The 19,534-nt window shown below is 73.2% G+C and carries 20 protein-coding genes; 12 read left to right on the forward strand and 8 right to left on the reverse strand.

What is annotated here, in order from left to right; all coding sequences use genetic code 11:
• The first annotated feature begins 5 nt into the window (after window positions 1–5).
• Entirely contained in the window at window positions 6–1,127 is a 1,122-nt protein-coding gene (gene kynU, locus AB0F89_RS05875) for a kynureninase (protein ID WP_367138727.1), read from the forward strand.
• Between the two features lie 127 nt (window positions 1,128–1,254).
• Here kynU and AB0F89_RS05880 read toward each other — a convergent pair whose 3' ends face one another.
• Window positions 1,255–1,980, reverse strand: coding sequence for an oxidoreductase (locus AB0F89_RS05880; RefSeq protein WP_367133338.1), 726 nt, complete (start codon window positions 1,978–1,980; stop codon window positions 1,255–1,257).
• Window positions 1,981–2,073: 93 nt separating this feature from the next.
• Here AB0F89_RS05880 and AB0F89_RS05885 point away from each other — a divergent pair, with 93 nt between their 5' ends.
• From AB0F89_RS05885 to AB0F89_RS05905, 5 genes are all read left to right on the forward strand, one after another.
• Window positions 2,074–2,667 carry a GNAT family N-acetyltransferase gene (locus AB0F89_RS05885; protein WP_367133340.1) on the forward strand — a complete coding sequence of 198 codons (594 nt, stop codon included), beginning with the start codon at window positions 2,074–2,076 and terminating at the stop codon, window positions 2,665–2,667.
• A 202-nt stretch (window positions 2,668–2,869) separates the two neighbouring features.
• Window positions 2,870–4,846, forward strand: a complete 1,977-nt coding sequence (gene acs, locus AB0F89_RS05890; RefSeq protein WP_367133342.1) for an acetate--CoA ligase — start codon at window positions 2,870–2,872, stop codon at window positions 4,844–4,846.
• A gap of 126 nt (window positions 4,847–4,972) precedes the next feature.
• Complete coding sequence (gene nhaA / locus AB0F89_RS05895) at window positions 4,973–6,205, forward strand: Na+/H+ antiporter NhaA (protein ID WP_367133344.1); 1,233 nt, start codon at window positions 4,973–4,975, stop codon at window positions 6,203–6,205.
• Window positions 6,206–6,264: 59 nt separating this feature from the next.
• The gene (locus tag AB0F89_RS05900; protein ID WP_367133346.1) at window positions 6,265–6,732 is read left to right on the forward strand and encodes a phage holin family protein; all 468 of its coding nucleotides are present in this window, start codon (window positions 6,265–6,267) and stop codon (window positions 6,730–6,732) included.
• A gap of 8 nt (window positions 6,733–6,740) precedes the next feature.
• On the forward strand, window positions 6,741–7,667 hold the full coding sequence (locus AB0F89_RS05905; RefSeq protein WP_367133348.1) for an alpha/beta fold hydrolase: 927 nt from the start codon (window positions 6,741–6,743) through the stop codon (window positions 7,665–7,667).
• Between the two features lie 27 nt (window positions 7,668–7,694).
• Here the strand turns inward: AB0F89_RS05905 and AB0F89_RS05910 are convergent, their stop codons facing one another.
• From AB0F89_RS05910 to nth, 4 genes are read right to left on the reverse strand one after another with little or no spacing between them, the layout of a single operon-like run.
• Window positions 7,695–8,882 carry a MarP family serine protease gene (locus tag AB0F89_RS05910; protein ID WP_367133350.1) on the reverse strand — a complete coding sequence of 396 codons (1,188 nt, stop codon included), beginning with the start codon at window positions 8,880–8,882 and terminating at the stop codon, window positions 7,695–7,697.
• Complete coding sequence (locus tag AB0F89_RS05915) at window positions 8,883–9,551, reverse strand: CoA pyrophosphatase (RefSeq protein WP_367133352.1); 669 nt, start codon at window positions 9,549–9,551, stop codon at window positions 8,883–8,885.
• Window positions 9,548–10,150, reverse strand: a complete 603-nt coding sequence (locus AB0F89_RS05920; RefSeq protein WP_367133354.1) for a TlpA family protein disulfide reductase — start codon at window positions 10,148–10,150, stop codon at window positions 9,548–9,550. Before AB0F89_RS05920 ends, AB0F89_RS05915 begins: the two co-directional genes overlap by 4 nt.
• The gene (gene nth / locus AB0F89_RS05925; protein ID WP_367133356.1) at window positions 10,147–10,914 is read right to left on the reverse strand and encodes an endonuclease III; all 768 of its coding nucleotides are present in this window, start codon (window positions 10,912–10,914) and stop codon (window positions 10,147–10,149) included. The genes AB0F89_RS05920 and nth overlap by 4 nt, the downstream gene beginning before the upstream one ends.
• Window positions 10,915–11,117: 203 nt before the next feature.
• Here nth and AB0F89_RS05930 point away from each other — a divergent pair, with 203 nt between their 5' ends.
• The 4 genes from AB0F89_RS05930 to dnaN all read left to right on the forward strand — a co-directional run bounded on the left by AB0F89_RS05930 (window position 11,118) and on the right by dnaN (window position 15,042).
• The gene (locus AB0F89_RS05930) at window positions 11,118–11,369 is read left to right on the forward strand and encodes a hypothetical protein (RefSeq protein ID WP_367133358.1); all 252 of its coding nucleotides are present in this window, start codon (window positions 11,118–11,120) and stop codon (window positions 11,367–11,369) included.
• Window positions 11,370–11,567: 198 nt separating this feature from the next.
• Window positions 11,568–12,242, forward strand: a complete 675-nt coding sequence (locus AB0F89_RS05935; RefSeq protein ID WP_033441932.1) for a Crp/Fnr family transcriptional regulator — start codon at window positions 11,568–11,570, stop codon at window positions 12,240–12,242.
• A gap of 411 nt (window positions 12,243–12,653) precedes the next feature.
• On the forward strand, window positions 12,654–13,889 hold the full coding sequence (locus AB0F89_RS05940) for an MFS transporter (RefSeq protein ID WP_367133360.1): 1,236 nt from the start codon (window positions 12,654–12,656) through the stop codon (window positions 13,887–13,889).
• A 49-nt stretch (window positions 13,890–13,938) separates the two neighbouring features.
• On the forward strand, window positions 13,939–15,042 hold the full coding sequence (gene dnaN / locus AB0F89_RS05945) for a DNA polymerase III subunit beta (protein ID WP_367133362.1): 1,104 nt from the start codon (window positions 13,939–13,941) through the stop codon (window positions 15,040–15,042).
• A 191-nt stretch (window positions 15,043–15,233) separates the two neighbouring features.
• Here the strand turns inward: dnaN and AB0F89_RS05950 are convergent, their stop codons facing one another.
• Together AB0F89_RS05950 and AB0F89_RS05955 are read right to left on the reverse strand one after the other, a co-directional pair.
• Entirely contained in the window at window positions 15,234–16,007 is a 774-nt protein-coding gene (locus AB0F89_RS05950; RefSeq protein ID WP_367133364.1) for an MBL fold metallo-hydrolase, read from the reverse strand.
• A complete protein-coding gene (locus tag AB0F89_RS05955; protein WP_367133366.1) occupies window positions 16,004–16,807 on the reverse strand; it encodes an NUDIX hydrolase in 804 nt (267 codons plus the stop codon). Before AB0F89_RS05955 ends, AB0F89_RS05950 begins: the two co-directional genes overlap by 4 nt.
• A gap of 29 nt (window positions 16,808–16,836) precedes the next feature.
• Here AB0F89_RS05955 and AB0F89_RS05960 point away from each other — a divergent pair, with 29 nt between their 5' ends.
• Together AB0F89_RS05960 and AB0F89_RS05965 are read left to right on the forward strand one after the other, a co-directional pair.
• On the forward strand, window positions 16,837–17,193 hold the full coding sequence (locus tag AB0F89_RS05960) for a hypothetical protein (RefSeq protein WP_367133368.1): 357 nt from the start codon (window positions 16,837–16,839) through the stop codon (window positions 17,191–17,193).
• Window positions 17,194–17,201: 8 nt separating this feature from the next.
• Entirely contained in the window at window positions 17,202–18,101 is a 900-nt protein-coding gene (locus AB0F89_RS05965; protein WP_367138729.1) for a Gfo/Idh/MocA family protein, read from the forward strand.
• A gap of 58 nt (window positions 18,102–18,159) precedes the next feature.
• Here AB0F89_RS05965 and AB0F89_RS05970 read toward each other — a convergent pair whose 3' ends face one another.
• Window positions 18,160–19,509 (reverse strand): hypothetical protein, encoded by a 1,350-nt coding sequence (locus AB0F89_RS05970; RefSeq protein WP_367133370.1) that lies wholly within the window; start codon window positions 19,507–19,509, stop codon window positions 18,160–18,162.
• Between the last annotated feature and the right edge of the window lie 25 nt (window positions 19,510–19,534).

The following is a 19,534-nucleotide window of genomic DNA, read 5'->3' on the forward strand; positions in this document are numbered from 1 at the left end:
CGCAGGTGGACGACCCGTTGGCGCATGTCCGTGAACTGTTCGACCTCGACGACGAGGTGGTGTACCTGGACGGCAACTCCCTGGGCGCGCCGCCCAAGGTCGTCGCCGAGCGGGTGGCGGAGGTGGTGCGCCACCAGTGGGGAAGACGGCTGATCCGGAGCTGGTCCGAGGGCTGGTGGGAGGCCCCGGAGCGGATCGGCAACCGGATCGGGCGGCTCGTCGGCGCCAAGCCGGGGCAGGTCGTGGTCGCGGATTCGACCAGCGTGAACCTGTTCAAGGCGTTGATGGCGGCGGTGCGCAACACCGACCGAACGGAGATCGTGGTGGACGCCGGGACGTTCCCGACCGACGGCTACGTCGCGCGGTCGGTGGCGGAGCTGACCGGGCTGGCGCTGCGCCCCGCGCCGCCCGAGGAGCTGGACCTGCGCGACACGACGGCGGTCGTGCTGCTGAACCACGTCGACTACCGCACGGGTCGGCTGCTGGACATGGCGGCGCTGACCGAGCAGGCGCACGCGGTGGGCGCGAAGGTCGTCTGGGACCTGTGCCACAGCGCGGGCGTGCTGCCGATCGAGCTGGACGCGCTGGGCGTCGACCTCGCCGTGGGGTGCACGTACAAGTTCCTCAACGGCGGGCCGGGGTCGCCCGCGTTCATCTACGTGCCGAAGCACGCGCAGGCCGCGTTCCACCAGCCGTTGACCGGGTGGACGGGCCACGAGGTGCCGTTCGCGATGTCGCCGGAGTACACACCGGACCCGGGCGTGTCGCGGGCCCGCGTCGGCACGCCGGACATCATCTCGATGCTCGCGCTGGACGCCGCCCTGGACGTCTGGGACCACGTCGACCTCGCCGCCGTCCGGGCCAAGGGCCTGCGCCTGACCGCCCACTTCCGCTCGCTGGTCGAGGGCCTGCCGGGCATCGAGGTCATCACCCCGTCCGACGAGTGGCGCGGCCACCAGGTCTCGCTCCGCCACCCCGAGGCCGGCCGCCTGATGGACGAGCTGATCGAACGCCAGGTGATCGGCGACCACCGCCCACCGGACGTCCTCCGCTTCGGCTTCGCCCCGCTCTACAACACCTTCGACGAGGCCGAACGCGCCGCCGCCACCCTGAAAGAACTCCTCTGACCCCCGAGAGTCCAACGCTCAGCCTCCGAGAGTCCTACGTTCGGGCACGGTGAGTTCAACACTGAGCGTTGAACTCACGGGTGCTGGACGTAGGACTCTCGCGGCTCGGAGGTAGGACTCTCGGGGGTCAAGGGGTGGCGGCGTCGGCGATGCTGCGGGCTTCGCGGGCGCCGGCGGTCAGGGCTTCGCAGAAGAAGAGGATCCAACGGGTGATGCCCTCGGGGTCGCCGGTGGAGAAGCCGTGCAGGGCGGAGGCGTAGTCGTTCTGGCGGCGCAGGCACAGCACCTCGGGCACGCCGAGGGACTTCGGGTCCAGGCCGGTCGCGATGGACGCCAGCCGGGACGCCGCCCGCGCCACCACGCCGTTGGCCGTGTCGAACGGCGACAGCGCCATCAGCTCGCCGTGCACCACGGCCACCAGCAGCGGACCGGGGACGGACGTGCCGCCGGTCACCAGCTGCGCCAGCAGGTCCAGCCGCGAGGACACGCCCGGCGCGGGGCGCGGCCGGCCCAGTTCGCCGCCGAGGTCCGCGCCCGCCAGCACGTGCAACCGCGCCAGCGCCTGCAACGGCGCCCGCTGCCACGTCGGGAACACCACCCCCAGCGCCTCCGCCACCCGCAGCGCGCCGGCCAGCACGGGGTCGGACACGGTCCCGTCGGACGGGATCGCGGTCGGTCCGCCGTCCAGGGCCGCCGACGCACGCGCGGCGCGCACGGACGCCTCGGCCGCGGTGGTCGCCCAGCCGCGCAGGTTCACCCGGTGCCGGTGCACCTGGAACACGGCGTCGCGCGCGGCGGCGACGGCGTCGGGCACACCGGGCAGGTCCAGCAGCGGGGCAAGCGGATCGGTCACGCCGGAGCACACTACCCGCCGGTAAGTGGCATGGAGAACAGCCACAGAAATGGCTATTTCACATAGCCACTGGCCCGAACTACCGTCACGCCCATGAACTGGTACGACCGCCCCGTGCTGACCGGCGACCACGTCCGCCTCGAACCGCTGAGCACCGACCACGTCGAGGGCCTGCACGAGGCGGGCGGCGACCCCGACGTCTGGACCTGGCTCAGCACTCGCCAACCGGCCACCGTCGAGGAGACCCGCGCCTACGTCGAGCAGGGCCTGGCCGACACCACCCGGCTCGCCTGGGCGCAGGTCGACCCGCGGACCGACGAGGTCGCCGGCACGACGTCGTACTACGAGATCGACCCCAAGCACCGCGGTGTCTACATCGGCCACACCTGGATCGGCACCCGGTGGCAGCGCACCGCCCTGAACACCGAGGCCAAGCTGCTGCTCCTCCGGCGGGCCTTCGAGGACCTGGGCGCGCTGCGCGTCGGCTGGCACACCGACCTGCGCAACGAGCGCTCCCAGCGGGCCATCGAACGCCTCGGCGCGACCCGCGAGGGCGTCCTGCGGGTGCACCGCATCCGGCCGGACGGCACGCTGCGCGACACGGTGGTGTACTCGATGACGGCCAGGGAGTGGCCCGACCTGAAGGCCGGTCTGATGGCCGGCCTGGCAACCAGGACCACAACGTGACGGGAGTCACGACGGGTGCCGCTGGTCGCAACCTACGTGTCGTTCGGCGGAATCGCGGTGGTCAGCGGGCCCCGGCCGGGTTACACAGTTACCCACGCGTTTCGAATTCGGCCGAAATTGGTCTGAACCTTTTGGGTGCGCAGTGAGCTGAATCGCACTACGGTCAGTGCGCACCCCCACGGATTCAGGAGGTCCGCCCGCCATGACAGAGCCGCAAGCCGCCCTGGACAACCTGTTGACGGAGAACAGGACGTTCCCGCCCAGCGACGACTTCGCCGCGCAGGCCAACGCCACCGCCGCGCTGTACGAGGAGGCGGACGCCGACCGCGAGGCGTTCTGGGCGAAGCAGGCCGAGCGGCTGTCCTGGGACACCAAGTGGGACCGGGTCCTCGACTGGTCGGGCGCCCCGTACGCGAAGTGGTTCGTCGGCGGCAAGCTCAACGTCGCCTACAACTGCGTCGACCGGCACGTCGAGTCCGGGCACGGCGACCAGGTCGCCATCCACTGGGAGGGCGAGCCCGGCGACAGCCGCGCGATCACCTACGCCGAGCTGCAGCGCGAGGTCTCCAAGGCCGCCAACGCGCTCGCCGAGCTGGGCGTCGGCGCGGAGGACCGGGTCGCCATCTACATGCCGATGGTGCCCGAGGCGATCTTCTCGATGCTGGCCTGCGCCCGCCTCGGCGCGCTGCACAGCGTGGTGTTCGGCGGCTTCTCCGCCGAGGCGCTGCGCACCCGCATCGAGGACTCGCAGGCCAAGCTGGTGATCACCACCGACGGCCAGTACCGGCGCGGCAACCCGGCGGCGCTCAAGCCCGCCGTGGACGAGGCCGTCGCCAGGGCCAAGAGCGTCGAGCACGTGCTCGTCGTCAAGCGCACGAACAGCGACGTGGAGTGGACCGAGGGCCGCGACGTCTGGTGGCACGACCTGGTCGACCGCCAGTCCGACCAGCACGCGCCGGAGGCGTTCGACTCCGAGCACCCGCTGTTCATCCTGTACACGTCGGGCACCACGGGGAACCCCAAGGGCATCCTGCACACGTCGGGCGGCTACCTGACCCAGGCGTCCTACACGCACCACAACGTGTTCGACCTCAAGCCGGACACCGACGTCTACTGGTGCACCGCCGACATCGGCTGGGTCACCGGCCACAGCTACATCGTGTACGGCCCGCTGTCCAACCGCGTCACGCAGGTCGTCTACGAGGGCACGCCCAACACGCCGCACGAGGGCAGGCACTGGGAGATCGTGCAGAAGTACGGCGTGTCGATCTACTACACCGCGCCGACGCTGATCCGCACGTTCATGAAGTGGGGCGCGGACATCCCGGCCCGCTACGACCTGTCCAGCCTCCGCGTGCTGGGCAGCGTCGGCGAGCCGATCAACCCGGAGGCGTGGATCTGGTACCGGGAGACCATCGGCGCGGGTCAGACGCCCGTCGTGGACACCTGGTGGCAGACCGAGACCGGCGCGATCATGATCTCGCCGCTGCCCGGCGCGACGTCCACCAAGCCCGGTTCGGCGCAGCGCCCGCTGCCCGGCATCGGCGCGAAGGTCGTGGATGACCAGGGCAACGAGGTCGCCAAGGGCGGTGGCGGCTACCTGGTGCTCGACCAGCCGTGGCCGGGGATGCTGCGCGGCATCTGGGGCGACGACCAGCGCTACCGCGACACGTACTGGTCCCGGTTCGGCGAGCAGGGCTTCTACTTCGCCGGTGACGGCGCGAAGTACGACGCCGACGGCGACATCTGGCTGCTCGGCCGGGTGGACGACGTGATGAACGTGTCCGGGCACCGGATCTCCACCACCGAGGTCGAGTCCGCGCTGGTCTCGCACCCGACGGTGGCGGAGGCGGCGGTGGTCGGCGCGACCGACCCGACCACGGGCCAGGGCATCGTGGCGTTCGTGATCCTGCGCGGCGGCGTGGCCGAGGGCTCCGACGGCGCGGAGGCGATCAAGGCGCTGCGCGACCACGTGGCCAGGGAGATCGGCCCGATCGCGAAGCCGCGGCAGATCATGGTCGTGCCGGAGCTGCCGAAGACCCGCTCGGGCAAGATCATGCGCCGGCTGCTGCGCGACGTGGCGGAGAACCGCCAGGTCGGCGACGTCACGACGCTGGCGGACTCGTCGGTGATGGACCTCATCTCCAACGGCCTGAAGTCCGGGGCGTCCGAGGACTGAGCACTTCCCCACAACGGGCGCCCGCCGTTCGCCGGCGGGCGCCCGTTCGGGTTAGGGTCGTTCCCGGTGAGCCGGGAAGCCTGGTCGGCACGAGGATGAGTCGTTGCCGAACCACCGGAGTCGATCTTGAACAGCCAGCGCGGCGCCGCCGCCGAGTTCGCGCGCTACCTGCGGACCGAGACGGTCGGCGGGATGATCCTGCTCGCGGCCACCGCCGTCGCGCTCGTCTGGGCGAACTCGCCCGCGTCCGGCGCGTACGAGGCCCTGCGCGACTTCCACCTCGGGCCGGAGTCGCTGCACCTGAGCCTCAGCGTCGGCGACTGGGCCAAGGACGGCCTGCTCGCGATCTTCTTCTTCGTCGCCGGGCTGGAGCTCAAGCGCGAGCTGGTGGTCGGCGAGCTGAACAACCTGAAGGCCGCGATCCTGCCGGTGGTCGCGGCGGTCGGCGGCATGGTCGTGCCCGCGCTGGTCGCGGTGGCCGTCGGCTGGGGTGAGCCGGGCGTCGAACGGGCGTGGGCGATCCCGGTGGCGACGGACATCGCGTTCGCGCTCGGTGTGCTCGCGCTCACCGCGTCCGGGCTGCCGAGCAGCCTGCGGGTCTTCCTGCTCAGCCTGGCCGTGGTGGACGACCTGGGCGCGATCATCATCATCGCGGTGCTGTTCACCGCGACGCTCAACCTCGTCGCGGCGGCCGCGGCGGTGGTGCTGCTGGCGCTGTACGCGTTCCTCCAGCACAAGCGGGTCACCACGCCCTGGCTCTACGTGCCGATCGCGATCGGCGTCTGGGTCGCGGTGCACGAGGCGGGCATCCACGCCACCATCGCCGGTGTCGCGCTGGCGCTGCTGACCCGGGTGCGCCGGGACCCCGACGAGGACGAGGCGCCGGCGTTGCGCCTGGAGCACCGGTTGCAGCCCTGGTCGGCCGGTGCGGCGGTGCCGCTGTTCGCGTTGTTCGCGGCCGGCGTGCCGGTGAACGGCGAGGCGTTGGGCGCGTTGTTCTCCGACCGGTTGGCGCTGGGCGTGATGCTCGGCCTGGTGGTGGGCAAGGTGGTCGGCATCGTCGGCGCGTCGGCGTTGGCGGTGCTGTTCAAGGCGGCCGTGTGGCCGAAGGGCGCGGGGCCGCGGGACATCGTGGCGGTGGCGATGCTCGGCGGTGTCGGGTTCACCGTGAGCCTGCTGATCGCCGACCTCGCGCTGGCGGGCGAGGCGGCCGAGCAGGCGAAGGCGGCCGTGCTGCTGGCGTCGTTGGTGGCGTCGCTGCTGGCCGCGGTGCTGCTGGTGCGGCGCAGCCGGGCGCACCAGCGCGCCGACTCGGACGACCAGGCAGACGACCAGGCAGACGATCAAGCCGAGAGCTGAACCGCAGTCGATCAGCCGGTCGGGCGGCCTCCGCGCGCCGTGCATGGCACGATGAGCCGGTGACCAGCGCTCGGGAGAACACCAACGGCAGCGGACTGCCCCCTGTTCCGTCGATCCCGTTGACCGCGGAGAGCGCGGTGCAGATCGCGGGGGAGACATCCATCGGCGGCTTGGTCCGCGACGCCACGGCCCACCTGTCCACGTTGGTCAGGGCCGAGGTCGAGCTGGCCAAGTCCGAGGTCGCGGGCGAGATCAAGAAGGGCGTCAAGGGCAGCGTCTACTTCATCGTCGCGTTGGCGGTGCTGCTGTTCAGCTCCTTCTTCTTTTTCTTCTTCGGCGCGGAACTGCTCGACGTGTGGCTGCCCCGGTGGTCGGCGTTCCTGATCGTCTTCGTGCTGATGCTGCTGACCGCGGTGCTGTTCGCGCTGCTGGGCTACCGCAAGGTGAAGAAGTTGCGAGCACCGCAGCGGACCATCGACTCGGCCAAGGACACCGTCGCGGCGCTCCGGCACCGCGAGGACCGCTGAGCCGCGCCGTGCGGCTGCCGCCGGACCCGTCGACCGCGCGGGTGCCCGGACCGTGGACGCACCGCGACGTGTCCGCGAACGGCATCCGCCTGCACGTCGCCGAGCTGGGCGAGGGCCCGCTGGTGCTGATGCTGCACGGGTTCCCGGAGTTCTGGTGGACGTGGCGGCACCAGCTCGTGGCGTTCGCCGAGGCGGGCTACCGGGCGGTGGCCGTGGACCTGCGCGGCTACGGCGACTCGGACAAGCCGCCGCGCGGCTACGACGGCTTCACGCTGGCCGGTGACGTCGCGGGCCTGGTCAAGGCGCTCGGCGAACCGCGGGCGCACCTGGTCGGGCACGCGTGGGGCGGCCTGCTGGCGTGGACGGTCGCGGCCATGCACCCGCGCCTGGTCTACTCGGTGACGGCGGTGGCCGCGCCGCACCCGCTGGCGCTGCGCCGCGCGATCCGCCGCGACCCGCGCCACCAGGGCCGGGCCAGCGCGCACCTGTTCCGCTTCCAGCTGCCGGTGCACCCGGAGCGGTGGCTGACCCGCGACCGGGGCGCGGCGGTGGCCGGGCTGCTCACCGCGTGGGGCGGTCCGAAGTGGAGGGTGTCGCCCGAGTTCGACGAGGTGGTGCGGCGCAACCGGGAGGCGTTCCTGGTGCCCGGTGTCGCGCACAGCTCGATGGAGTACTTCCGGTGGGCGGTGCGGTCGCAGCTGCGCAGCGACGGCCGCCGCTTCGCCGAGGCGGTGGACCGCCGGCTGGAGGTGCCGGTGCTCCAGGTGCACGGCGCGCTCGACCCGGTGGTGCTGGAGTCCACGGCGGCCGGTTCCGGCAGCTGGACGGGCGCGCGCTCGTCGTACCGGGTGCTGCCCGAGGTGGGGCACTTCCCGCACCAGGAGGCCCCGCACACGACGACCGGGACGATCGTCGACTTCCTGGCGAAGGTCTGACCAGGACGCTCGGGCGCGCGGGTCCGGCTAGGACGCGCAGGTCTGGGTGGACGCCCGCCGCACCATCGTCGGCGCCTCCGCCACCTCGTCCGCCACTTCCTCCGCGGTCAGCACGAACCCGGTCTCCTGGTCGTCCACGGCCGCGCCGAACACCACGCCCATCACCCGGCCCCGAGGGTCGACCAGCGGACCGCCGGAGTTGCCGCTGCGCACCTTCGCCCGCACCGTGTACACGTCCCGCGTCACGGTCTGCGCGTCGTAGATGTCCGGGCCGCGCAGCATCTTGATCCGCTCCCGGACCCGCGCCTCGGACGCCTTGTACGGCCCGTCCAGCGGGTAGCCGAGCACGATGCCGTCCTCGCCGGGCTCGATCTCGTCGGTGCGGAACTCCAGCGGCGTCGCCTCCAGGTCCGGCACGGCCAGGATCGCGATGTCGGTCTGCGCGTCGTAGTGCACGACCGTCGCGTCGAACTCGCCGATGCCGACCTCGACGGCCACGTCGGTGGTGCCCGCGACGACGTGCGCGTTCGTCATGACCCGCTCCGGCGCGATGACGAAGCCCGTCCCCTCCAGGGCCCGGGAGCAGGACGGCGCGCGCCCGCGCACCTTGAGCACACTGGACTCCAGCTGCCGCACGACCGGGTTCGCGCCCAGCGCCGGGTCCGGCGGGCCGACGTCCCGCAGCGGCGTCCGGTCGAACGGGTCCATCGCGGCCGGGAAGCCGGAGACGTCGAACAGGTTCTGCAGGTCGTCGGCGAGCACCCGGGCCGCGGGCGGCATGGCGTCGTCCACCGTGGACAGGATCACCGACTGGTTGAGCGACTTCGCCAGCGACGGCAGGCCCGCGACCATGGTCAGCGGCAGCGCGATCATCCACGCCACCACGAACACCACCGCGCCCTGCACGATCGCGCCGAGCGCGTTGTCCGCGCCGCGCAGCGGGCTGGAGTTGACCCGGGGCTTGATGCTGCGGCCGACGTACACGCCCAGCGTCTCGCCGAGCGCCACCAGCAGCACCACGATGCCGACCGCGAACACGACCTTGGTCACCACGTTGTCGAACTGGGCCACCACCAGCGGCGCGAGCTGCGTGCCGAGCACCAGGCCGATCAGCACGCCGACGAACGCGGGCAGCGCCACGACCATGCCCTGCCGGGCACCGGAGACCGCGGCGAAGGCGGCCAGGGCCAGCACGAGCAGGTCAACCCAGTTCACTCAGACCTCCGTCGCTCTCAGTGCCAGGTCGAGGTCGCGCACGTCGGCGGCGTCCCACGGCCGCTCCCAGCCGCCCAGCGCGAGCAGGCCGGCGAGCAGGCCGGCGGTGAAGCCCCACACCAGCATGCCGGGCGCGGAGAACGCGGGGCTGACGTAGCCGGCCGGGTGGCTGACCCGGAACCGGTTCGCCGGGTCGGCCAGGTGCGCGATCGGCACCCTGGCCACGGCGGCGGTCTCGGCCGGGTCGACCGGCGCGACCGGCGACGGCGCGTCCCAGTGCGCCAGCACCGGCGTGACGACGAAGCCGGACACCGGCACGTACAGCTCGGGCAGCGTGGCCACCGGCCGCACGCCCTCGCGCAGCACTCCGGTCTCCTCGAACGCCTCGCGCAGCGCGGTGTCCACCGGGTCGACGTCGGTCGGGTCGGCCGCGCCGCCGGGGAAGGCGACCTGGCCGGGGTGCTTGCCGAGGGTGTCGGCCCGGCGCTGGAGCAGCACGTCGGGGCCGTCCGGGCCCTCGCCGAACAGCATGAGCACGGCGGCGGGCCGCCCGCTGCCGTCGGCGGGGGGCCTGATCCGGGTGAACGCGCGGGCGTCGATGTCGGCGGTGGCCTCGACCAGCCCCGCCATCCAGTCCGGGACGTCGCCCGGGTCGACCAGGGCGGTCATCCGACCACCTCGCGCACCTGGTCCACCGAGGTGAGCACGGTCGGGTCGGTCAGCTGGGCCAGCGCGCCGTCCGCGCCGACGACGTAGCTCATCGGCAGCGTGCGGGGCGCGCGGACGGCCTTGCGCACCGCGTCGTCCGGGTCGACGACCGAGGGCAGGCGCACGCCGAGCTTCGCCATCAGCTCCAGACCGTCCGCCTCCTTGCTGTCCACCAGCACCGTGATCACCGGCGCCGCGCCGGGCTCCCGCGAGTACTCCTCCAGCACCTTCAGCTCACCCTGACAGGGAACGCACCAGGTGGCCCAGAAGTTCACCAGGGCGCGGCCGGGCGCGGCGGCGGCCACGTCGACCGGCCGGCCGTCGCCGAGGCACCCGATCACGACGCCGCGCAGCTGCGCCGGCGCGCCCGGCGCGTCCGGGGTCTGCGGGCACGGCCTCAGCGCGGCCCGCTCGCGCGCGGTGGCCAGGTCGGGGCCGGGCCGGGAGCGGGTCGCGGGCGCGCCCTGGTCGGCCGGTCCGGACGACCGCGGCCACAGCGCGACCGCACCCGCCACCGCCAGCACCAGGACGACGACGGACCACCGCGCCGCGCCGCTCACGCCAGCTTCTCCCCCGCGCGCACGCGTTCGGCCAGCTCGATCAGGCGCGGCGCCTCCTCGCCCTTGACCAGCTTCTGCGCCTTGACCGGGTCGACCTGGCCGATGCCGTAGGACGGGCACTGCGGGGCCAGCAGGCACGCGCCGCAGGCGGGCGTGCGGGCGTGGCAGACGCGCCTGCCGTGGAAGATCGTGCGGTGCGAGAGCAGGGTCCACTCCTTGCGCTCGACCAGCGCGCCGATGGCGTGCTCGACCTTGACCGGGTCCTCCTCCTCGGTCCAGCCCCAGCGGCGGACGAGCCGGCCGAAGTGGGTGTCGACCGTGATGCCCGGCACACCGAAGGCGTCGCCCAGCACCACGTTCGCGGTCTTGCGGCCGACGCCCGGCAGCGTCACCAGGTCGGCGAGCTCGCCGGGCACCTCGCCGCCGAACCGCTCCACCAGCGCGGAGCCGAGGCCCAGCAGCGAGTTCGCCTTGTTGCGGTAGAAGCCGGTCGGCCGGATCAGCTCCTCCAGCTCGGTCCGGTCGGCGGCGGCGTAGTCGGCGGCCGTGCGGTAGCGCTGGAACAGCGCGGGCGTGACCTGGTTCACCCGGACGTCGGTGGTCTGCGCGGACAGCACCACGGCGACCAGGAGCTGCAGCGGGTCGGCGAAGTCGAGCTCGCAGTGCGCGTCCGGGTAGCCCTGGCCGAGGACGCGCACCACGCGACGTGCCCGGCGGACCAGTCCCAGCCGCGTCTCGGGCTGCTTCACCGCGCTCTTCGCCATGCACCGAGGTTACTGGCCTGTGCCCGGTCGACGGTCGCTCGGTCGGGGGTGATCACCGCGCGGGAGGTCGTTTGGACCGGCACGATCGCGGGCAAGCAACCACAGGCCACCCGGAGACGTCCTGGGAACGACCTCGAACCGACACGCCAGAGTGACCCCCCTTGACCGCGCGCCGAACCGGATGCGCAAGGATCGGAGCCATCATGACTGCCTGGTTCGTCATCGCCGTTCCGATCGTGATCATGTTCTTCGCGCTCTTCATGGAGCGCGTTGAAGCTCGTCTCCGGCACGTCGCCGTGCAGGAGGACGAGGTCGAGGAGTTCCTGGAGTCGGCCCGCCCCGACGAGGTCAGGGCGCTCTACGGGCACGGCATCGGCCGCGCGCTGGAACTGTTCCGGTTGCGCAGGCTGGGTGGTCGTGCCAAGAACCTGCGTCAGCGGCGCACCCGCCGCTAAGCGGGGCAAGGACCGTGCAGGCCCACGGGGTCAACCCCTGCGGGCCTCATCGGGCTGTCCGGGCTGGTTGGGCGGCGCGCCGAAAGGCGATCCAGACCACAGCCCTTAGACTGCACTCAGTGATCGGCGGCAGGCGCTGATCCGCCAGAAGGCGGAACGCGCTCAACCATGCCGCCGCGTCTCGACAGGAGGGACGAGGTGGACGAGACCCTGGCCCGCGCGGGCATTTTCCAGGGGGTTGAACAGGCCGCAGCGGAGGCGCTGGCGCAGACGCTGGAGTCTGTTGAATTCCCGCGTGGCCACGTGATCTTCGCGGAGGGCGAGCCGGGTGACCGGCTCTACATCATCCAGTCCGGCAAGGTGAAGATCGGCCGCAAGTCGCCGGACGGCCGGGAGAACCTGCTGGGGATCTTCGGCCCGTCCGACATGTTCGGCGAGCTGTCGATCTTCGACCCCGGTCCGCGCACGTCCACCGCGACCACGGTGACCGAAGTGCGCGCGGTCAGCATGGACCGCCCGGCGCTGCGGCAGTGGATCACCAACCGGCCGGAGATCGCCGAGCAGCTGCTGCGGGCGCTGGCCCGCAGGCTGCGCCGGACGAACTCCATGCTGGCCGACCTGATCTTCACCGACGTGCCCGGCCGGGTGGCCAAGGCGTTGCTGCAGCTCGCGCAGCGCTTCGGCAGCCAGGAGGCCGGTCTGCTGCGGGTCACGCACGACCTGACGCAGGAGGAGATCGCCCAGTTCGTCGGGGCCTCGCGCGAGACGGTGAACAAGGCCCTGGCCGACTTCGCCCACCGCGGTTGGCTGCGGCTGGAGGGCAAGAGCGTGCTGATCCTCGACCCGGAGCGGCTGGCCCGCCGGGCGCGCTAGCGAGGAGCACAACAAGACCGGGCGCCGCCCCCGACGCGGCGCACCGGTCTTGTTGTCGCACGGCCCATCCCCCGACAGACCGTGCCTCCCACTCATCCGGCGCCCGCAGGCCCCGACCCTCGTAGCGCCGGAAGGAGGTTTGGTTACCCGCTGCGACCTCGGTGGAAACGAATCGGCCGCCGCTGCTTCCACGATCGCACGCCACCTCCCCCGCAACTCAAGCCCGTTCACCCTCAAGGACCCCCTGTCCAGGGCTTTCTTGCTGTGGTTTCACCCGGTCATCCCATTGTTGTGATCGAACTGCAACCACCTCCCAGGTGGTGGACGCTGCCCGACCGGCTGACGGCGTGGTGATGGATCGCACCGGTAAATGACTGGTACGCGCGTACCACTGTCGCCATACTGGTACGCATGTCCCACTCTGCCCGCCTCTCCGACTACCGCACCGCCCTGACGACGCCCGGCATGCGCGGCCCGGTGGTCGCCTCGCTGCTCGCCCGCCTGCCGATCGCGATGGTCGGTCTCTCGCTGCTGCTCTACGTGCAGCGCGAGACCGGTTCGTTCGCCGCGGCGGGCCTGGTGTCGGCGTCGTCGCTGGTCGGCGTCGCGGTCGGGTCGATCGTGCAGGGCAGGTTGATGGACCGGCTCGGGCCGACCCGCCCGCTGCTCGGCGCGGTGGCCCTGTTCGGCGTCTTCGTGGCGCTGGCCATCGGCGCGGTCGAGGCGGGCGTGGCCCTGGTCGTGCTGACCCCGCTGGCGTTCCTGGTCGGGCTGACCGAGCCGATGGTCGGCTCCGCGTCCCGCGCGCTGTGGTCGCACGTGCTGCCCGCCGGGTCCGCCCGGCACGCCGGGTACGCCTACGAGGCGATCAGCATGGAGGTGTTCTTCATCCTCGGACCCGGCCTGGCCGGGCTGCTGGTCGCCGCGCCGTGGGCGGGCACCGGCGTGGTGATCGGCGCGGCGTCGATGGCGGTCGGCGCGCTGTGGTTCGCGCTGGACCCGACGGTGCGCGGCGTGCGCCCGACGCCGGTGGGGCGGAACCTGCTCGGCGCGCTGGCCTCGCCGGGGATGCGCACGGTCGCGCTGGCGGCGCTGGGCTTCGGCGTCACGATCGGGTTCATCGAGGTGGCCGTGCCCGCCGCGGCGGCGCGGGCCGGTCACGTCGGCGTCGGCGGCTTGCTGCTGAGCGTGTGGTCGGTCAGCTCGGTGCTGTTCGGCGTCCTGTACGCGATGAAGCCGTTCCCGCGGGCCATGCACCTGCGGCTGCCGGTGCTGCTGGGCGGGTTCGCGGTGCTGTCGCTGCTGCTCGCCGTGCCGACCGGGTTGATCGGGCTCGGCGCGGCGCTGCTGGTGGTCGGCACCCTGATCACGCCGCAGGCCACCACCCACTCGGCCGCGATCGAGCAGGTCGCGCCCGACGGGACGGCCACCGAGGCGTTCGGCTGGGTGGTGACGGCGGTGACCGTCGGGTTGGCGATCGGCCAGTCCGCCAGCGGTCAGCTGGTCGAGTCGCACGGCACCGGCGCGGCGTTCCTCGCGGCGGGCGCGGCCGGCTTCGTGATCGCCGTGCTGGTGTGGGTCTTCCGCGGCACCGTCGCGGCCGGCGCGCCGGTCGCCCGGTCGGAGCTGGCGCTGGTCGCCCGCTGACCTGGCGCCCACCGGGAATTGTCGGTGGGCGGGTCTACCGTCCCGCGGCATGGACCTGACCGCCACCACGGCCGACCTCGCCACCGCCGCCACCGACGTCGCGCGCCTGCTGCCGACGAGGGTGCACGACCCGGTGCTCGCCGGGCTGGTGCTGCGCGCCGACGCCCGCGGCGTCGAGCTGGCGGGCAGCGACCGGGAGCACGCCGTCCGCCTGACCCGCCCCGCGACGGTGCACGCCGACGGCGCGGTCGTGGTGCCGGCCAAGCCGCTGGCGGACACGCTGCGCGGCCTGGACGCCCCGCAGGTGCGGCTGGTGGTGGAGGGCTCGCGGCTGGCCGTGCGCACGTCGACGGCCCGGTTCGCGCTGCCGCTGCTCGACCTGGCCGCCCACCCGGGCGTCCCCGCGCTGCCGCCCGCGGTGGGCTCGGTCCCCGCGCGCGCGTTGACCGCCGCCCTGGTCCCGGTGTCCGGCGCGGCGTCGAAGGACGACGCCCTGCCGGTGTTCACCGGGGTCCGGGTCAACGGCGCGGGCGGCCGGCTGGAGCTGATCGCCACGGACCGGTACCGGATGGCGTTCGCCTCGCTGCCGTGGGCGCCGACCGGCGAGCTGGACGTGCTGGTCCCCGCCGTGGTGCTGGCCGAGGCGTCCCGGCAGCCGGACCGCGACGCCGTGGTGGCGGTGCACGCCGACGCCGACCGGATCGCCCTGTCCTGGGCGGGTGGCAGCGTCAGCACGGCGCTGCTGGCTGCCCCGTTCCCCGACGATCGAGTGCGCAAGCTGCTGGAGGCGGTCATCGACAGCACGGTGGTGGTGGAGGCCGATGTGCTGGCCGGCGCGGTGCGGAGGGCCGTTCCCTACTCGGGCCCGCACGGTTCGGTCACCATCCAGGTGGACGACGGCGAGCTGCGGGTGCGCGGCAGCGACCCGCAGAGCGGCGAGTCGGAGGAGTCGATCAAGGCGACGATCGACGGCAACCGGGTCACCAAGACCTTCCAGGCCAGGTACCTGGGCGACGCGCTGCGCGCGTTCAGCGGTCGCCGGGTGGAGCTCCGCATCCAGGACGGCCTGCGGTCCACCGTCCTGACCTCCCAGGCCGGTGACGACGGGGTCGAGCTGACCTACCTGGTGGTGCCGCTGCGCACCGTCTCCTGACCCGTCCCCGGGGCTTCGAGCACTCCGCGCGACGCCCGACCGCGCGGGGTGCGGGAGTAGCGCACCGGATCGGCCACCCGGTCTCCCGGACGCGCGCCACGACGCCGCACGCGACGAGCCGCGCCGCCCGGTCGGTCGGCGTCGCGCGCCGCGGGACCGACGGCGGGTGGCGGCACGCGATCGACAACCCGTCAGGCGTCGCGCAGGTACTCCAGCTGCGCCCGCACGGACCACTCCGCCGCGGGCCACAGCGAGCGGTCCACGTCGGCGTACACCAGTTCGACCACCGCACGGGCCGTCGGCGCGCCGCCCAGCTCCGCCACCGCCGCCCTGACCTGCGCCAACCGCTGTTCCCGGTGCACCAGGTAGCCACCGGCGGCGGCCACCAGGTCCGGCAGTTCCGGGCCGTGGCCGGGCAGTCCGACCGTGCCCGCCGGCAACGCGGTCAGCAGCCGCAACGACGCCAGGTAGTCACCGAGCCTCCCGTCCGGGTGCGCGACCACGGTCGTCCCGCGCCCCAGCACGGTGTCGCCCGTCAGCACCGCGTCGTCCAGCTGGAAGCACACCGAGTCGGCGGTGTGCCCCGGCGTCGGCAGCACCCGGATCGACAGCCCGGCGGCCTCGATCACGTCGCCCTCCGCCAGCCCCTGGCCGCCCAGCCGGAACGCCGGGTCGACCGACCGCACCGGCGCGTCCACCTGTCGCCCGAACGAACGCGCCCCCTCCGAGTGGTCCGCGTGACCGTGCGTCAGCAGCACGACCTCCACCGGCGCCTGCTCGGCGATCCGCCCGAGGTGCGCCGGGTCGGCCGGCCCGGGGTCGACCACCACGCACGACGACGAGCCGGGCGCGCGCAGCACCCACGTGTTCGTCCCGTCCAACGTCATCACGCCGGGGTTCTCCGCCAGCAGCACCGCCGCCGTGGGCGTGACCTGCCGCAACACCCCGTACGCCAACGCGCTCACGGCAGGACCACCCGCACCACGCCACCCTCCCGGACCAACTTGGGCACCACCTTCTCCACCGTCCGGGACGACGACAGCACCGCCGCCACCGAGCCCGCCTCGGCCAACTCCGCCAACGTCACCCAGGTGGGCGGCAGCAACCCGCGCCGCCCGGCCTTGCAGTCCGCCAACGCGTCACCCGGCCGCTGCCAGGCCGCGTCCGACGCCTCCGTCGTCACCCCGTCCGCGATCTGCCCCTCGGGCAGCACCGCGACGAAGAAGAACGTGTCGTACCGCCGGGGCTCCTCGACCGGCGTCAACCAGTTCGCCCACGGCCGCAGCAGGTCGGCCCGCAGCACCAGCCCCTCCGCCGCCAGGAACTGCGCCAGCGACAGCTCCCGCGCCACCAGCGCCGCCCGCGCCCCGGCGAACCGCGAGGTGTCGGCCACCACCGACGACGCGGACGGCCCGGCCAGCAGCACGCCGGACTCCTCGAACGTCTCCCGCACCGCCGCGCACACCAGCGCCGTCGCCAGCGACACCGAGCACCCGAACCGCTCGGCCCACCACGACGGCGGCGGCCCGGTCCACGCCACGGACGTGTCCGCGTCCCGCTGGTCGACCCCGCCGCCGGGGAACACCGTCATGCCGCCCGCGAACGCCATCCCGGCCACCCGCCGCAGCAGGAACGCCTCCAGCCCGGACGCGCCGTCCCGCACCAGCACCACGGTCGCGGCGTCACGGGGCTCGACGGGCGGTCCGGCGAAGTCCGCCGGGATCACGCCAGCGGGCAGCACCAGTTCCTCGGGTAGTTCGCGCACGCCACCGAGCCTACGAGGATCATCCCCCCGTGGACACCACGCGAAAAGGCTGTCTTGTCAACGTCCTGCTGTTCGTCGTCGGCGCGATCGTCGGCACCGGTCTGACCGCCACGGCGGCCGTCCTGCTGTTCCTCCCCGGCACGACCACGACCAGCACGGACGAGGGCACGCCGAACGTCTACGTGAAGCAGCGGAGCAGCCTGGTCGGCGGCACGGACCACGAGGTGTGGCTCGGCCCGTCGCCCGACCACGGCCACGTGGTGCCGATCCCGAGCGGCTGGGACGACACGCCCGAGGTCGAGCGCCGGCCGGACGGCGTCGAGCTGAGGTTCGACCACGGCGGCCGGATCTTCGTCCCCGAGTCGAGTTACGTCGGCGGCCGATGAAAGGCAGGATGGGCCGGGTGGACGAACAGCTGCGCGTAGGACTCATCGGCGCCGGCCCGTGGGCGGGCATGGTGCACGCACCGGGCATCGCCGATCACCCGGGCACCCGCCTGACCACGATCTGGGCCCGCCGGGAGGAGGCCGCCGCCGAGCTGGCCAACGCCCACGGCGCGACCACCGCGAAGACGCCGGACGAGCTGCTGGAGCAGGTGGACGCGGTGGCGTTCGCCGTGCCGCCGGAGGTCCAGGCCGAGATCGCCACCAGGGCGGCCGAGCAGGGCAAGCACCTGATCCTGGAGAAGCCGATCGCGGACACCCTCGACCGGGCCGAACGCCTGGTCGACGCCGTGCGGCGCAACGACGTGGCCTCCCTGGTCGTGCTGACCAAGCGCTACGCCCCCGAGACCCGCGAGCAGCTGGACCAGCTCCGGCAGGCGGGCGGCTGGGTGGGCGGCAGCGCGCGCTGGCTGACCGGGGCGCTGCTCGGCGGCCCGTTCTCGAACTCGCCGTGGCGGCACGAGCGCGGTCCGCTGGACGACATCGGCCCGCACGCGTTCGACCTGCTGGACGCGACCCTGGGCACGATCACCGACGTGATCGCGGCGAACCGGTCCGAGCACGGCCTGTGGCAGGTCGTGTTCCAGCACGAGGGCGGCGCGACCAGCGTGGCCACGATGACCATGCACCTGCCGCTGAACCCGAGCATCGCCGAGGTGACGGTGTACGGCGAGCACGGCCACCGGGTGCTGGCCGATCGCGGCACGACCGCGCAGCAGTGCTTCACGAACCTGCTGGACGACTTCGTGGCCATGGTCGACAGCGGGACCACCGAGCACCCGCTGGACGTCCGCCGGGGCCTGCACCTGCAGCGGATCATCGACCTGGCCCGCCGGAAGGCCGGGGCGTAGCGCGGAAGCGGCTCGGCCCCGCCGCGAACGACGGGGCCGAGCCGCTGACCTCGAACCGCTAGCCGGGGTACTTGCCGTTGTTCGGCTTCGGCACGCCGTTGACGAACTCGGGCCGGTCCGGCCACGTCTGCTGCTCGCGCTGGGCCAGCTCCTCGTGCAGCTGCTGGAGCAGCGCCCGCTCCCGGTCGCTGAGCTTCGCGTCCACGGTCGGCGGCAGGTGCACGGCGGCGGGCGGCTGCCCCTCCGCGAGCGCGGCCTGCAACGCGGCCAGGTCGTCCGGACCCAGCTCCGTGGTCACCTCGGCCCGCGAGAGCGGGTGGTCGTCCGGGAACGCGAACACCGGCATCACCGGCCGCTCGACCGGGGGCGGCGGCTCGGCGGGCGCCTCCTGGACGGGGACCACGGGTTCCTCCACCCGCACCTCGTCCACGGGGGCGTCCTCGACCCGCACGTCGTCCGGCCGCACGTCGTCCACCCGCACGTCGTCGACCCGGAAGTCCTCGACGCGCGTGCTCTCGACCCGGAAGTCCTCGACGCGCACGTCCTCGACCCGCGGGCTGTCGACCCGCGAGTCCTCGACCCGGACGTCCTCGACCGGTTCCGGCTCGCGCACCGGCAGCCGCTTCACCGGCTTCGGCGGGAACGGCTGGACGCCCTCGTAGGACTCGACGCGCGCACGACGTGACTTGGAGCCGTTGTGGGTTTCGGCAGGCACCGGTTCCGGCTCGACCACCGGTGCCTGGGCCCGCTGCTCACCGTCGAACCACGTGGCCGGGTCCGGTGGCGGTTGCGGGCTGGTCGACCCGGACGGGAAGAACACCTCGCGCGCCGTCGTGACGGCCGCCGCGTGGTACTCGCCGAGCTGGTTGCCCACGGTCAGCACCTCGACCACCGCCCGGATGCCCGCCTTGCGCAGCACGGTGTCCACCCGGTAGGCGGTGGCGGGCGCGAAGCCCGCCGGGCCGATGTCCACCAGGACGACCCGCTGCGGCAGCGGTCCGGGCGTCGCGCCGGCCGGGCTGGACCGCCACGTGGCGCGCACGCCGCGCACGTCCGGCAGCACCGACACGGTCTTGCCCAGCACCTCGCCGAGGCCGTCGGCCGGGTCGGACTCGACGCTGAACCGGTGCCGCACCTCGGGCACGTGCTCGACCGCGAACAGCCGGTCGGCCAGCGAGCGGTCCGAGCGGACCTCGCCGAGCAGCCAGCCGAGCTCGCGGCGCTCCTCCGGCGACACCGGGATGCGCCCGGCCAGCAGGCAGCCGACGACCAGCTCCACGGCTCTGTCCAGCTCGGCGACCGCCAGCAGCTCCCGAGCCTGGGTCAGCGCGTCGTCGTCAACGCGTCCGGCCAGCGCCAACAGGAGGTCGTGTAAACGGACGGGGAGTCCCACTCCGTCGTTCGTCACGCCTGTTCTCCTTCCGGCCCGCGCG

Source organism: Saccharothrix sp. HUAS TT1, from assembly GCF_040744945.1.
Lineage (GTDB): Bacteria > Actinomycetota > Actinomycetes > Mycobacteriales > Pseudonocardiaceae > Actinosynnema.